Genomic DNA, 14,952 nt, shown 5'->3' with positions numbered 1-14,952 from the left:
GGACCTGGATGCGATGGATGGGAGCAGTCCTGGGCCTGCTGCTCGCGGCCTGTGGGGACAAGGACGTGGTGGCGGACGTGGGCGGCACGGCGCTGAAGCGCGCGGACGTGGCGTGGTTCTGGGAGACGCGGGACCGCGACGCGACGCCGGAGCAGGCGCTGGACGCGCTGGTGGACCGGGCGCGGCTGGCCGAGGGTGCCACCCGGGCGGGCCTGCTGGACGACCCGGCGGTGGCGGCGAGGGTGGAGGCCGCGCGGCGCGAGGTGCTGGCCAACGCGTACCTGGACAAGGTGGCCGCGGAGTCCGGCACCGAGGACGCGCTCAGGCAGCGCTACGAGAAGGAGAAGGAGTCCTTGTCGCGCCGGCAGGTGCACGTGGCGCACCTGGTGGTGCGCCTGCCGGCGGACGCGAGGGCGAGGACGGAGGCCCGGGCGCGCATCAACCTGCTGTACGCGCGCGTGCAGGGCGGCGAGGACTTCGCGGCCGTGGCACGCGAGGCGTCCGAGGACGCCGCCACCGGCGAGAAGGGCGGAGACCTGGGGCCGGTGCGGGAGGGACAGGTGGACCCGCGCTTCTTCGACGCGGTGGTGGAGCTGAAGCAGGGCGAGCTGTCGAAGCCGTTCGAGACGGCCTTCGGGCTCCACGTGGCGAAGGCGCTCGAGGCGCCGCGCACGGTGGTGCCCACGTTCCAGGAGGTCCGGGGCGAGCTCGCGGCGCGGGCGCGGCATGAGGCGGCGAAGGCGCTGGAAGAGCAACTGCGGAGCAACATCTCGGTGAAGCGTCATCCCGAGCGTCTGCGCGAGCTGGCCGGTCCGGCCAGGTCCAAGGGGGAGGAGTCCGAATGAACCGGGGGATTCGCGCGACGGCGCTCTGGGGAGCGCTCCTGCTGACAGTCATCACGGGCTGCCCGAAGGACCCGGTACCGCCGGTGGTGACGTTCGACGGCATCCCGGAGGGGGCGTACCGGAACGCGCCGGGGGTCGTGACGTTCACCGTCACCAACGCGGACCAGCCCGAGAACGCGGTGGTGGCCACGCTGGACGGGCAGCCGTACGCCAGCGGCGACCTCATCTCCTCGGAAGGCCCGCACACGGTGGAGGTGGTGGCGCGCAACCGGGCCGGCAACCAGACGGTGGCGCGGCGGAGCTTCACGCTCGACTTCACGCTCCCGGTGGTCACCTTTAGCGGCTTCGTGGAGGGCGCGTACGTCGCGAGCCCCGTGACGCCCGTCTTCAGCGCCACGGACGCGTACCTCCAGCAGGCGGACGCGACACTCGACGGCCAGCCCTTCACGTCGGGCACCGTCGTCTCCGCGGAGGGCACGCACCTGCTCTCCGTGACGGCGCGGGACAGGGCCGGCAATCAGGCCACGGTCGTGGGCCACTTCACCGTCGACACCACGCCGCCCGTGGTGGTGGTGACGGGCGTGGAGGCGGACCGGCACTACCGGCAGGGCGTCACCCCCGGCCTCAGCGCCACGGATGCGAACCCGGGCAGCGTCACGGCCACGCTCGACGGCGCGGACTTCACCTCGGGGACCGAGGTCTCCACCGAGGGCGCGCACACGCTGGTGGTGACGGCGCTCGACGCGGCGGGCAACACCGCCACGCGCACGGTGCACTTCGTCCTCGACCTGACGGTGCCGGTCATCCAGGTCTCCGGCCTGCCGGCCGAGCCGTTCGTCAACCACGCGGTGACTCCGGCGTGGACCGTCACCGACACGCATCTCGCGCGGGTGGAGGCGCGGCTGGATGGCCAGGACGTCGTGTCCGGCACGGCCATCTCCGTGTCGGGGGCCCACACGCTGGTTCTCTCCGCGTGGGACGAGGCCGGCAACACGGCCAGCCAGACGGCCACCTTCACCATCGACTCCACGCCGCCCGTCATCACCGTGGCGGGCGTCGGGGACGGGGAGCGCCGCAACACGCCGGCCACGGTGTCCTGGACGGTGCAGGAGGAGCACCCGGGCACGGCGGGCGCGACCCTGGACGGGCAGCCCTTCGCGAGCGGCGGCGTGGTGTCGGCGCCGGGTCCGCACACGCTGGTGGTGACGGCGCGGGACGGCGCGGGCAACGAGGCGGCGGTGTCGCGCGCCTTCGTCATCGACACCGCGCCTCCGTCGGTGACGGTGGAGGCTCCGGCGGACGGCCTGGTGACGGGCGCGGCCGACGTGGCGCTGGTGGTGGCGGTGAGCGACGACGGCCCGCTGGCCGACGTGCGGGTGGGCGGCGTGTCGATGATGCGCGGGGCGGACGGGAAGTACCGCCACACGCTCCCGCTGACGGAGGGCGGCAATGCCTTCACGGTGGAGGCGCTCGACGCCGCGGGCAACTCCGCGTCGGCGCTGCTCCAGGTGGTGCGGGACTCGGAGGCGCCGCTGCTGGTGGTGACGTCCCCGGAGGACGGCGCCGTCGTCGCGGCGCCCACGGTGACGGTGTCGGGCACGGTGACGGACGCGACGGCGGTGACGCTCACCCTCGGCGGTGGTCCGGTGACGCTGGAGGCGGGTGGCGCCTTCTCCGTCACGCAGGCGCTGCAGCAGGGGAACAACACGGTGGTGCTGGTCGCCACGGATGCTGCGGGCCACCAGACGACGGTGAGCCGCGCGGTGCGTCGGGCCGGCAATCCGCCGTCGCTGGTGGTGACGGACCCGCCGGAGGACTACGCCTTCCCGGAGGCGTTCGTCACGGTGCGCGGTGAGGTCTCCTCGGCCGAGGCGGGAGACGTCCCCAACGTGACGGTGGATGGGAACGTGGCGGCGGTGGATGCGCGCGGCCGCTTCGCGTACACGCTGGAAGTCCCCGTGGGCCCGAGGAACGTGTCGGTGGTGGCGGTGGACCGCTACGGTCAGTCCACGGAGAAGTCGCTGCGGCTGCTGCGGCTGGGCACGGAGTCGGACGCCGGCACGAGCACCGACGCTGGCACCTCCGGGGCGGATGCGGGTGTGCCGGGGACGGACGCGGGCGTGCCCCAGGCCGACGCGGGTGTGCCAGAGCAGGAGCCCGCGCCCGTGCTGGTGGTGGAGTCGCCGTCGGACGGCACCGTGGTGGGCGGCATGCGCTTCGCGGTGATGGGGCGCGTGGAGGGCGGCGCGCTGCCGCTGCAGGTGACGGTGAATGGGCTTCCCGCGACAGTCTCCTCGCGGAGCTTCAGCGCGTCGCTGGCGCTGCTGGAGGGCTCGCGGCAGGTGGACATCCGCGTGAGGGATGCGCTGGGCCGCACCGACTCCGCCTCGCGCGGCGTGGTGGTGGACCGCACCGCGCCCTACGTCGAGGTTACCCGGCCGACGACCAACCCCGCGCAGGTGACGGAGAGCCCCTACCTGCTCATGGGCACGGTGGGTGACGCCAACCTGGCGGGCGTGACGGTGCAGGGCCTGCCGGTGCCCGTGGTGGCCGGTGGCTTCTCGGCGCCGGTGTCGCTGGTGGCCGGCGACAACGCCATCTCCGTGGAGGCGGTGGACCTGGCGGGCAACCGGCGCTCACTGGTGCAGCACCTCGTCATCGACAGCGTGCCCCCGGTCGTCTCCATCCTCCAGCCGGTGGACGGCACGGAGGCGGAGGACGCCATCGTCGACGTCAGCGTGCGCGTGACGGGCGGCACGGGCGCGCTGGACGTCCGCATTGGCACGGGCGCGGCGACGCGCGGCGCGGGGGGCCTCTACACCGCGCAGGTGCCGCTGTCGCTCGGGGAGAACCTCATCCCCGTGACGGCCACGGACGCGCAGGGCCTCACGGGCTCGGCGAGCGTGAGGGTGCGCTTCCGCGACGTCACCCAGGAGCCGCTGGCGGTGACGGGCGCGGACCCGGCGCCGGGCGCGGAGGACGTGGACACGGCGGCGCTGGTGAGCGTCTCGTTCAACAAGCCGGTGCGGCCGGAGGACGTGCCGGGCCACCTCGAGGTGTGGGCGCGCGGCGCGAAGCTGGCCGGTGGCTACTCGGTGGCCCCTGGCGCGCAGACGGCGACCTTCGTGGCGAAGGACCCGCTGCCCGAGGGTGAGCGCGTCACCGTGCGGGTGAGCGGCGTGCGCGCGGGCGCGGGGCCGGGCATGGCGGCGCCCTACGCCAGCGAGTTCACCGTGCGCCGGCCGATGACGGTGGTGCGCGGCGTGGTGATGGACGACGGGCTGCGGCCGCTGCCCGGGGTGAAGGTGGAGGTGGAGGGGCAGGCGCTGAGCACGCTCACGGGGCCGGACGGCAACTGGGCGCTGGTGGGCGTGCGGGGCGGCGGGCCGGTGGTGGTGCGCTACGAGGGCGGCACCACGTCGGACGGGCGGACGCTGCCGGTGGTGCGCCGTCAGGTCTTCGTCGCGTCCGAGCAGGAGACGGTGGACAAGCGGCTGACGCTCGTCGCGGTGGACGCCGCGTCGGCGCAGGTCGTGGATGGGGCCGCTGGCGGCGTGGTGACCCTCGGGGGTGCCCACGGCTCGCTGCGGCTGGAGGTTGCCGAGGGCGGCCTCGCCTTCGCGAGTGGCACCACGCGGGGCTTCCTCACCGCGACGGAGATTCCGACGGTCCACCGCCCGGTGCCCGTCGAGGACAAGGTGTCGGTGGATGCGCTGTGGCAGCTCGGCCCGGAGCAGGTGCGCTTCCTCAAGCCCGTCTCGCTGACGCTGCCCAACCGCACCCGACTCCCCGCGGGGCGCATGGTGGTGCTGCTGGGCTTCGACGAGCGGCGCCTGTCGCTCAAGCGCGTGGGGCTGGCGCATGTGCGCGCGGACGGCGAGGCCATCGTCGCGGATGCCCCGGTGCCCGCGGGCTCGTTGGAGTTCCTCGGCTACATGGCGTTGACGCCGGAGCAGCAGGGCAAGCTGGAGGAGCTGCTCGCCGCGGGGGGCGGCGCGACGGGCGGCCCGGCGACGGATGGCGGCCTGGGGCTGTTGCGGCTTCCGGTGAAGGCACGGGAGCCCTCGCTCTGGGAGCGCGTGAAGGACGTCGTCATCGCCAGCGCGCATGCGGACATCGGCAACGCGCTGCTGTCGATGTGGGCGGTGATGGACAGCTTCCTGCCCGGCATCGCCTACGTCTCGGGACAGGTGCGCTCGCCGCGCGAGCACCAGACGACGCTCACGATGGAGAGGCCAGACCTGGAGTCGGGCATCGAGGTGGACGTCCCCCACACGGTGCTGATCGAATTCACCGCGGAATACCAGGCCAACGGCGCCGCGAGCGCGAGTGAGAGCGTCGTCGCCACGCTGTCCGCGGTGGGCCCCTCCGGCGGGCCGATTGCACCGAAGGCCCAGGAGACCTGGAGGAATGAGGGACAGGGCAAGGCGTCCATCGAGTCCGAGGTGTCCCTCTCGTTCGGGACCTCGACGCTCCTGCTCACGGGCAAGACGCGCTACGACACGCGCGCCATCCGCCTGACCGCCACGCTGGAGCCCATCATCCCCGACGCGGGAGGGCCTCCCACGAAGGCGCGGCTGACGGTGCGCAAGGAGCCCGACAGCACGGACACCGAGGACCCGTTCCACGGCGTGGTGCGCTTCAAGAACCTGCCCGTCAGCGTCACCAGCTACGTCGACACGGGCGGCATGACGGACGACAAGGGCGTGTTCCGCTCGATGGTCATCGTGCCCGGGCCTGACACCACGGGCATCGCCTGCGCGGACATCCCGCTGGGGCCCCGCTTCGACTCGAAGACCGACCTGTTCGGCAACCCCCACGTCGTCGCGGTGAACACCACGTTCCCCGTGTGCTCGCGCAGCTTCTCCATGTTCCCGAACGCGTACTCGTGGGCGGACGTGCTCGTGGATGTCCGGCTGCTGTACGGCAACCTCACCTTCAAGAACAAGGACGGCCAGAAGGTGCCGGCCACGTGCAGGAGCGGCTCGGAGACGAAGCGGAACCCGGAGACGGGCGAGCTGGAGTCCCTCTCCGAGGAGGACTCGGCGACCACCGAGGTCCACTTCTTCCGCGAGGATGACCTCCTGCACCCCGTGGCCCGGTACGCGGTGACGCGGCCGCAGACGATGGAGTGCGAGGACCCGGAGAGCCCGCCCACCGGCGTGCATGGCCAGTACTCGCGCGTGCGGCTGGGGCCCTCCCACTACTCGAACACCGAGACGCGCGCACGCTGCCTCCAGCTCTCAAGCTCGGCGGGGCCGCTGTCCCCCGAGGACGAGTCCTTCTACCGGCTGGAGTGCGGTCCCATGGCGGGCTCGTTCCTGCGGCTGGGGGCCGGGGAGCGACTGGTGGTGTTCGCGGTGAACCACGCCACCGGCTACTCCGGGATGAAGACGGTGACGGTGCCCTCCATCAACCGCGCCGTGCGCGCGGCGGACGGCACCTGCCCCGAGGACGCGGCCGCGGGTGGACCGCTGCAGGTGAGGGAGGGCAGCCAGACGTACAGCATGTCCCGTTGCTCGCGGGCGGAGCTGGGCATCCCCGGGGACATCGACCTGTACCCGCCGGAAATCGACGTGCGCGTGAAGCGCCAGGCCCGCTCCGAGGGCCTGCAGCGCGGTGACGAGCCGAGGCACCTCATCCGCACGGGCGGCGCGGGAACCACGCGCGACGACTACCTCCAGGTCACCACGCACTGGCGGGTGCGACGCGCCCCCGTCCCCGAGGCGGCACCCACGGACGGCGGCCTTCCGGACGACTGGGACCGGGAGGAAGAGGACTGCGAGAAGGGCCGGCTGCCGGACGGCGGCGTGTGCAGGCCGAGCGCCATCACCGACGATGACGCCGATGCGGGCACGCTGCTGGAGATGTTCTGCTCCGAGCTGGCGCCGGGCGCCTCCCGCAAGCAGTGGGAGACGTGTCTGCGGGACGCGATGCAGCTCTCCGACGTGCCCCGAGGCGTGCCGCCGCTGGCGGGCCAGATTGTCCGCGTGACGGGCACCACGGTGGAGCAGCCGGCGGTGACGACCTTCGACGTGGCGCCTGGTCTCAACACCGTGAATGTGCAGTCCTCGCTGCGCCGGGTGAATGCGAGCGGGCAGCAGCAGACGCTCAACAACCTGACGCGCGCGAACTACTACCTCCACGTGGTGGGCAACCGCCTGCTGGATCGCGACACGGACGGCGACGGCTATGTGGACGCGAAGGAGAGCCGGGCCCGGCCGCCGAACTTCGAGGAGCCCACCTCCGGCCACGACAACCCGCCGGGGCTGCCGGAGCAGGCGCTCTTCCTGAAGAACGTCTTCAAGCGCTACGACGCGCGCGGCGCGCTGGTGGACCAGTACGACGTGAAGCGCGAGCACGAGTTCCGCATCCTGGACCTGGAGCCCCGGAAGCTCGTCGCGACGCAGGACGAGGTGACGCGAGACTTGCGGCAGACGCCCCCCCTCGCCCAGGCGAGGGACTTGTCGTACCAGTTCCTCGCGGGCCTGCTGGCGCCGGACGAGCCGGGCCGCGCGGGCACGCTCAGCGGCGACTACCGGGTGCGGCTGGGCACCGACGAGTTCGGCATCGACTGCCCGTTCACCATCGATGAGGTGAGCCACACCATCACCGCGAACTGCGGTGGCGAGTACGTCGGCGACATCCTGAGCGCCAGCGACGTCCTCTACCTCGAGGTGTACCTGAGCGGGAACGCGGAGAACGTCCTCTACCGCTTCAACCTCCAGGGCCTGGCTCCCCGCAAGGACTACGTGGCGTCTTCGGCCGCGTACACCATGGACGCGGCGATGCTGCAGGACGACCCGAGCACCGGCAAGCCGGCCATCGGTCGGCCGGTGTCGCAGCCCTCGACGGCCAACTTCTACGTGGACCCCACGGAAGTCACCTCCGGAACGCTGAGGCTGTGCCTCAACCCGATCTGCGGGCCGGCGAACACGGACCTCCTGAAGGAGGTGTCGCTCACCCTCCAGCCGGATGGCTCCTACTCGCTGCAGGACGCGGGGAACGGCACCGTCAAGCAGAAGCTCTTCCAGGCGAAGCGGAGCTCGAACACGGGCGCGCGGCGCTTCCGGCTGCCGCTGCCTCCGCACCTGACGGGCATGGCCGGCTCCTCGCACGAGCCCGTCCCGGTGTACCTGGTGCTGGACACGGTGCTGCCCGTGAAGGACCACCGGGTCATGGAGCTGGGCAGGCCCCAGGGTTCGTACAACGGGGCCAACGCGCGGGCGGTGGGGCAGGAGACGGTGGCGGGCGTCAACGTGGCGGACGGGCACCTGTCTTTCGAGCACGTGGACTTCGCGCTGCCCTTCCTCAAGGGCGAGTTCGCCTTCAAGCGCGTCTACAACAACCAGGACAACTTCCCGACGCCCCTGGGCGTGGGCTGGCGGCACAACTTCGACGGCTGGCTCCTGGAAGAGCGGGTGGGGCGCTACATCGCGGTGGTGGGCGGGCAGGGCTTCGTCTTCCCCGACTGCGCCGCGGAGCCGAAGGAGTCGTCGAGCTACGGCAACACCCTGGGCACCGACCCGTGCAAGGAGACGGACGGGGCCCATGGCTTCGAGCTGCGCGTCGAAGCGCCCATGGACTCCAGCGGAGCGTCCGACAAGCTGACGCTGAAGACGGAAGGGGGCTGGACGTTCGAGTTCAACCGCCCGGCGAAGGGACCGCGCGAGGAGGGCCACCGCCGCTGGATGCTGACGCGCTTCTCGGACAGCCACGGGCGGGACGGCGGCGACCAGGGCTGGACGAAGCTGGAGTACGAGCCGGACTCGGAGCGGCTGTGGAAGGTGACGCAGGCGGCGGACGCGGGGACGGTGTCGCTCGCCTTCACGTACGAGGACGTGGACACGGAGGCCACGGACCTGCCGGAGGCCATCCGCATCCTGGCGCGCGCCCGGGGCTTCAAGTGGATGCGCACCGCGACGCTGACGGGCGGCGCGGGCGGCGGCTACTCGCTGCGCTTCGAGCAGGACCGCAAGGGCAACCTCACCCGCGTGGAGCGCTCGCCGGGCCTGCCCTACCAGTCCTACGAATACGACTACCTGCCGGTGGCCTCCACGCTGAAGGACGACGAGAAGTGGGAGGCCGTCAACGAGCTGGCCGCGACGCGTGTCATCTATGGCAACTCGCCCGCCTCGAACGGGCCGGTGCACTGGCGGGCGTCCTACGAGCGCTCCGCGAGCAGCGCGCCGTACCAGCACGTCAAGGCCCACGAGATGGTCACCTCCGTGTCGACCACGGGGATGCAGGGCGCGAAGGTGGAAATCGCCTACAGCGGACCGCAGGCGCGGTCGGTGACGTGGCCGGACGGCGTCAAGGCGACGCTGTCGCTGAACGACTTCGGCAACGTGGGAAGCTCGCAGGTGACCCCGGGCAGCGCGTCGACGACGGCCTGGGGAAGCGACACGCGGGGCGGGAAGGTCGTCGCCAATCAGCAGACCTCGGCCGCCGGCCGCACACTGGCGATGGATACCTCCACGCGGCTGGTGCTGCAGGAGGTGTCGCTGCTGAATGCGCCCGCGGGCAGCAAGCCCGTGGAGGGACTCGGCACCACCGGGTCGCTGGTGCGGCACGTGCTGGACTCGCGCTTCGGCGTGCCGGCCACTTCCACCACGCAGGTGGGCGGCGCGGCGGCGACGGTGGAGAGCCCCCGGAGTGACAAGGGCGACCTGCTGGGCCTCAAGGTGTCCGCCCCCGGCGGCACGCGCGAGGTCTTCAAGGACGCGCGGTACACGGCGGACGGCCTGCTCCAGGGCTACACGGACGCGCAGGGCCGGGAGGTGGTGCTGAGCAACTTCAACGCGCTCGGCCAGCCCCAGCGGATGACGATGCAGCTCGCGTCGGCCCCCTCGGGCCTGTCCTTCCTCACGCGCACGCTCTCGTATGACTCGTACGGGCGGCTGGTGCGCACGGAGGACATGGAGACGGGGAGCTTCGAGTCCTTCACCCATGACGGCGTGGGTCGGGTGCTGACGCACGTCCGCTCGGGCACGCCGCAGGAGTCGTGGACGTACACGTACACGGACCAGGACGACGCGCTGACGGTGACGGAGGTGCTGGCCAAGGCGTCCGCCGGCACGACGCGGAACCACGAGCGGACGCGGCAGTACGTGGACGGGCTGTTGATGAGCGAGTCCTCCTACGTGGGCGAGCCCGCGACGCTGAGCACGCGCACGAACACGTACGCGAACGGGCGTCTGACGAGCACCCAGGACGAGAGTGGGAACACCCACGTCTACCAGTACGACGCGGAGGGCCGGGTCGAGCAGGTGAAGGTGGGCAGCACGCTCGAGGTGGCGTACGCGCGGGACGCGGACGGCAACCCGTACTCCGTCACGGACCACCTGGGCCGCGTGACGACCCTCGGCTACGACCGCCTGGGACGCCCCGTCTTCTGGGACTGGGGGGACGGCGACACGCTGGAGCTGAAGCTGGACGTGCAGGGCAACCCGGTGAGCCGGAAGGTGGGCGGCTCCGGGCAGCACACGGTGCTGATGACGTCACTGGACGCGCTGGGCAACCCCCAGGCGACGAACAGCGAGCGCGCGAAGGGTGGCGTGCACGAGGTGCGCGCGTACGACGGGGCGGGGCGGCTGGCGCGGAGGGAGGACCAGGAGCTGGGGCTCGTCGAGACGTACGAGTACGGCGACGTGCTGGGCCGGACGACGCAGGTGGAGAGGAAGGTGCGCTCCGGGATCGCCACGCTCACCTGGAAGGAGACGCGCACGTACCTGGACCCGCAGCACCGCGTGCGGGTGGAGCGCTCCATCGACACGGGAGCGGGCCAGCGCCGGGAGGAGGCGGAGACGCTGACCATCGATGCGGCCGGGCGCACGCTGAGCGTGGTGCGCCAGGTCGGGGGCGTCAACGCGGAGGAGACGTTCGAGTACACCGAGCGCGGCCAGGTGTGGCGGCACACGACCGCCGAGAACGCCGTCACCCAGCGCTTCTATGACCCCCAGGGCACGCTGACGAAGCGGGTGGAGCCGGAGAACAAGACCACCACGTACGCGCTGGACCCATCGGGCCGGGTGCACGTGGAGCGGGGCCCGCATGCGGGCTACCAGTGCACCTACGCGTACGACGCGCTGGGCCGGCTGGCCTCGAAGGTGGTGGCCGCGCATGCGACCACGCCCGAGATGCAGTGGACGTACGAGTACCTGCCCCTCACGCAGCAGGTGCGCGAGACGGCGGACCCGGGTGCTGGAAACACCATCGTCACCCTTCGCAGGCTCAACGCCCGGGACAGGCTGTTGAGCGAGGTGGTGTCGGGGAGCGGTGGCCAGCGGACGAAGACGGTGGAGCTCGAGGGGCCGTGGGCGAAGTCCGTCACGGTCCGCGAGGGCAACGGCTGGGAGTCGAAGACCGCCTGGCCTTCGAGAGACGACCGGGGCCGCATCCTGGAGGAGGAGGAGACCTGGTCGGCGGAGGGCCTGTCCTATCGCTACCGGACGGCGACGTCGTGGGATGAGCGTCAGGCGAGCGTCACCACGAGCGATGAGGCGGGCGGCGCGAGCCAGTCGTGGACCACGCAGCTGGAGGTGGATTCGCTCGGGAACGTGGTGGAGGTGACGCGGGACGGCCGGAAGAACGTCTGGACGTACGACGCGGCCGGCGTGCTGGCCCGGGAGAAGCCCGCGGGCGTCAGCGAGACGACCTATTCGTATGAGAATGGCCTGCTGACGCGGAGCACCTTCGGAGGCGAGCACACCGACTACGGCTACGACCTGGATGGCCGGTTGACGACCCGCACGGGGCCGGATGGGCGCCAGCTCGCGGTCTCCTACTGGCCGCGCGGCCAGGTGAAGGAGGAGCAGTTCGGCCGGGCCGGCGACTTCCAGCGGACGGGCTACACGTACGACGCCAATGGGGCGCTGCTGTCGGTGACGGAGGGGTTGGGCAGCCCGGATGCCGAGACGAAGGCCTTCACCCGCGGAGCGCGAGGCGAGCTGCTGTCGGTGGCGCAGCCGGGGGCGGGAACCTTCTCCTATACCCATGATGGTCTGCTGCGGCTGAGGGGCGTGACGCGGCCCTCGGGTGGCGTCGCGAACGAGTCGTTCGAATACGACTTCCTGGGTCGGCAGACGCTGCGGAAGCGGGGCTCGGCCAGCTGGCAGACCACCTGGGTGGCGGGGAAGGCCACGCGGGTGGACGCCAACCTCGACACCACCGAGTCGCTGATGGACGGGCGCGGGCGTCTGGCGCGGGAGGACTACCAGCCTGGCGCGGCGAGCGCGGCGCACACGCAGCTGACGCGGGTGACCTACGCGTACACGGCGGAGGACCAGCCGTGGAGGGTGACGGAGCGGCAGGGCGCCACGAACGTGGAGAACACCTTCACGTACGACGCCCGGCGCCTGCTCCAGAGCGTGCGCCGTGGCGGAGACCTCGTCTCGTTCACCCATACGGACAGTGGCCGGCGGAAGACGGTGGAGAGCGCCGCTGGGACGGTGACGTACGGCTACGACCCCCGCGGCCGGCTGTCGGACATCGACAGCCCCGCGGGCGGCATGGCGGTGGAGTGGGAGCCGGGCGGCGAGCGGCTCGCGGCGGTGACGGGCGGGGGCCTGACGGAGCGCCGGTGTCACGACGCCCGGGGACGGCTGACAGGGGTGGTCAACGCGGGAGGCCCGGTGGACTGCGGCAACCCGGGAGCCGCTTCCGGGCTGCACAGCCGCTTCGCATATACGTACGACGGGCGCGGCAACCGGCTGCGCGAGACCTATCGAGACGGCCAGCTCACGTCGGACGAGGTGACGACCTACGGCTACGACGCGGCCGACCGGCTGACGGGGGTCCGCTATCCGGATGGCGTGGCGCAGCTCTACAAGCTCTCTGGCGACGGAACGCGGCTGGAAGAGAAGGAGGTCGCGGCCTACAGCGGGTCGCTGGAGCCGTCGGGCTTCAGCGGCGCTTCCGCGCGGCGGCACTGGCGCTACGGGCTGGATACACGCGGCGGGCTGAACAAGCTCTACGACGAGCTCCACGCTGGGCAGCTCATCGCCACCTATGAGACGGACGATGCGGGCCGTCTCACGTCGGAGCAGACGCCGAGCGGCCGCAAGGACTACGGCTGGGACGCCGCGGGCCGGCTGACGCACGTGTCGGTGCAGCCGGCGGTGTCTGGCGGAGGCGGGGGCAACGTCACGGCGACGTACACGTACGGCTGGGACGGACTGCGACGCAGCCGCACGGTGGGCTCCCAGACGACGAACTGGCTCTGGGCCGGGGCCTCCCTGGTCGAGGAGCGGCTCCCGGGACAGGCCGCGCTGCTCTACGCACGGGGGCCCGGGCTGACGGTCTCCGTGGGCTCCGAACGCATCGCGCACGACGGCGCTGGCAGCGCGGTGGGGAGTGTGGGGGCGACGGACACGTGGCACCGGTATGACGCGTGGGGTGGGTACCGCAAGAGCGAGACCCACTGGAAGGTGCCGGGAGCGGCGGAAGCGAGCCTGGGCTTCACGGGCCACGCGTTCGACGCGGACTCGGGGCTGACGTACGCGCAGCAGCGCTGGTACGCGCCACAGCTGGGGCGCTTCCTGAGTGAGGACCCGGTCTTCGGCGTCCCGTCAGTGCCGGGTTCGTTGAATGCCTGGGGTTATGCCCATGGCAATCCGACGCGCTACACGGACCCGACGGGTGAGTTCGTGCCGCTCATCCTGGGCGGGATTGCGATCGGAATGGAGCTGGGCTTCTTCGGTGGCGTCATCCATCAGGAGCTGACGCACGAGAAGGGCTTCTGGGAGTTCGACCACGCGAACTGGATGCACGTGGGCAAGTCCACGCTCGTGGGCGGAGCTGTCGGTGGAGTGGGGACCGCGGCGGGAGTGGCGGGTTCCATGCTGTCCGGGCAGGCCGCCCTCATGCTGGGCGCCAGCAAGGTCACCGCGTACACGGCGGCGGGCGCGGGAGGGGCCTTCGCCAGTGGCTATGTCGGCGATGTGGCGGGCCAGGTCACGGAGATGGCCCTGGGGATGGGCCGCACCTCGGTCAACCACAGACGTGCGCTGGTGTTCGGCGTTGTCTTCGCTCCGCTGGGCGCCGCGGGTGGATACATCAAGGGAACGCTCGAGCAGCTCAGCGACGACATTGCGGTGGCCATCCAGCAGGGGTTCACGGAGGGGGCCGCCGAGACAGGCATCCAGTCGTGGCACCCGCCGGCCCCTGCGGCCAGCGCCGCTGCGGACGCACAAGCCAGCACCGCGCTCCTGGATGATGCGCTCACCGGAGTCTCCGCCACCGAAGGCGGCTCGGCTCCGTTGCTCCCGTCGCTCGACGACGAGCTGGTCACGGTCTACCGCGTGCAACCGCGCATCGACTCGGACGACATCACGGGTGGCGTCTACCGTTATTGGATTGAGAAGAACAAGACGGTGGAGAAGGCAACCCGGGAGTGGGCGAAGCTCTTGCAGTCGGTGAACGAAGGGGAGGTCGTTGACCGGATCAAGGCCATGGAGGGTGCGCAAGCAGGGCACAAGAGCAGCCCCTTCATCTCGACGACCTTCAGCGAGGCGGGTGCTCGGGCAAGCAAGGCCAGCGCAGAGGCCGCGGGGCGGAATGTAGAGCTGGTGACAATCAAGGGCCCCCGCTCGGCCGGGTTTGACTTCGAGAAGGAATTCACCCAGTTGGGAGGGAGAAACAATCCGAAGCGCTTCAAGGATGCCGAGATGGAGGAGTTTGGCATCCCGGATCGAATCATCCCGGGCGAAGGGACGAGCGAATCAGGCTTCTTCATCATCGGGAGGGAGTGATGAGCGTGGAAGAAGAGCGACTGCCCGTGTACTGGCGTGATCAGCTGGTGGGCGTCATGGTGAATCCAAAGGTGGAGATGTTTTCACTGTATGGAGACTGGGAGCCAGCTGAGGGAGCTGTGGTCGCCGAGTTCCTGACCGCCCTGGAGAAAGAGGAGGACCAGGAGGTATTCCTGGGCGGAAGGGAGAACCGGAAGGCGATTGTGATGAGGCCTCCCGACACGGATATCGAAGCGAGGTTCTACCCGGGCTCCTGAAAGGCATTGCCGCGAGAGGGGGCGCTACGGCGTCTCATGCTCGGCGCCTGGGGCTGGCGAAGGCCCAGCGACGGAGTCGCTGGGGCCCGATGCGCCTCA

3 protein-coding genes are annotated in these 14,952 nt (G+C 71.3%); all 3 read left to right on the top strand.

From position 1 onward, the window contains the following. Nucleotides 1-17: 17 nt before the first annotated feature. From G4D86_RS12770 to G4D86_RS12760, 3 genes are read left to right on the top strand one after another with little or no spacing between them, the layout of a single operon-like run. Nucleotides 18-845: a peptidylprolyl isomerase gene (locus G4D86_RS12770; RefSeq protein ID WP_163993137.1), complete on the top strand. Its 828-nt coding sequence runs from the start codon at nt 18-20 to the stop codon at nt 843-845. Beyond that, a complete protein-coding gene (locus G4D86_RS12765; protein WP_163993135.1) occupies nt 842-14,596 on the top strand; it encodes an RHS repeat-associated core domain-containing protein in 13,755 nt (4,584 codons plus the stop codon). Before G4D86_RS12770 ends, G4D86_RS12765 begins: the two co-directional genes overlap by 4 nt. Further along, nucleotides 14,596-14,853 carry a hypothetical protein gene (locus tag G4D86_RS12760; RefSeq protein ID WP_163993133.1) on the top strand — a complete coding sequence of 86 codons (258 nt, stop codon included), beginning with the start codon at nt 14,596-14,598 and terminating at the stop codon, nt 14,851-14,853. The genes G4D86_RS12765 and G4D86_RS12760 overlap by 1 nt, the downstream gene beginning before the upstream one ends. Nucleotides 14,854-14,952: the final 99 nt, after the last annotated feature.

This window comes from Pyxidicoccus caerfyrddinensis, from assembly GCF_010894405.1.
Classification (GTDB): domain Bacteria; phylum Myxococcota; class Myxococcia; order Myxococcales; family Myxococcaceae; genus Myxococcus; species Myxococcus caerfyrddinensis.
The sequence above is the reverse complement of the archived record's forward strand: the minus strand, read 5'-3'. Positions and strand labels throughout refer to the sequence as shown.

Bases quoted from the DNA above. Each gene is read 5' to 3' on its own strand.
- G4D86_RS12765 (WP_163993135.1), top strand. From the start codon at position 842: ATGAACCGGGGGATTCGCGCGACGGCGCTCTGGGGAGCGCTCCTGCTG.
- G4D86_RS12760 (WP_163993133.1), top strand. From the start codon at position 14,596: ATGAGCGTGGAAGAAGAGCGACTGCCCGTGTACTGGCGTGATCAGCTG.
- G4D86_RS12770 (WP_163993137.1), top strand. From the start codon at position 18: ATGGGAGCAGTCCTGGGCCTGCTGCTCGCGGCCTGTGGGGACAAGGAC.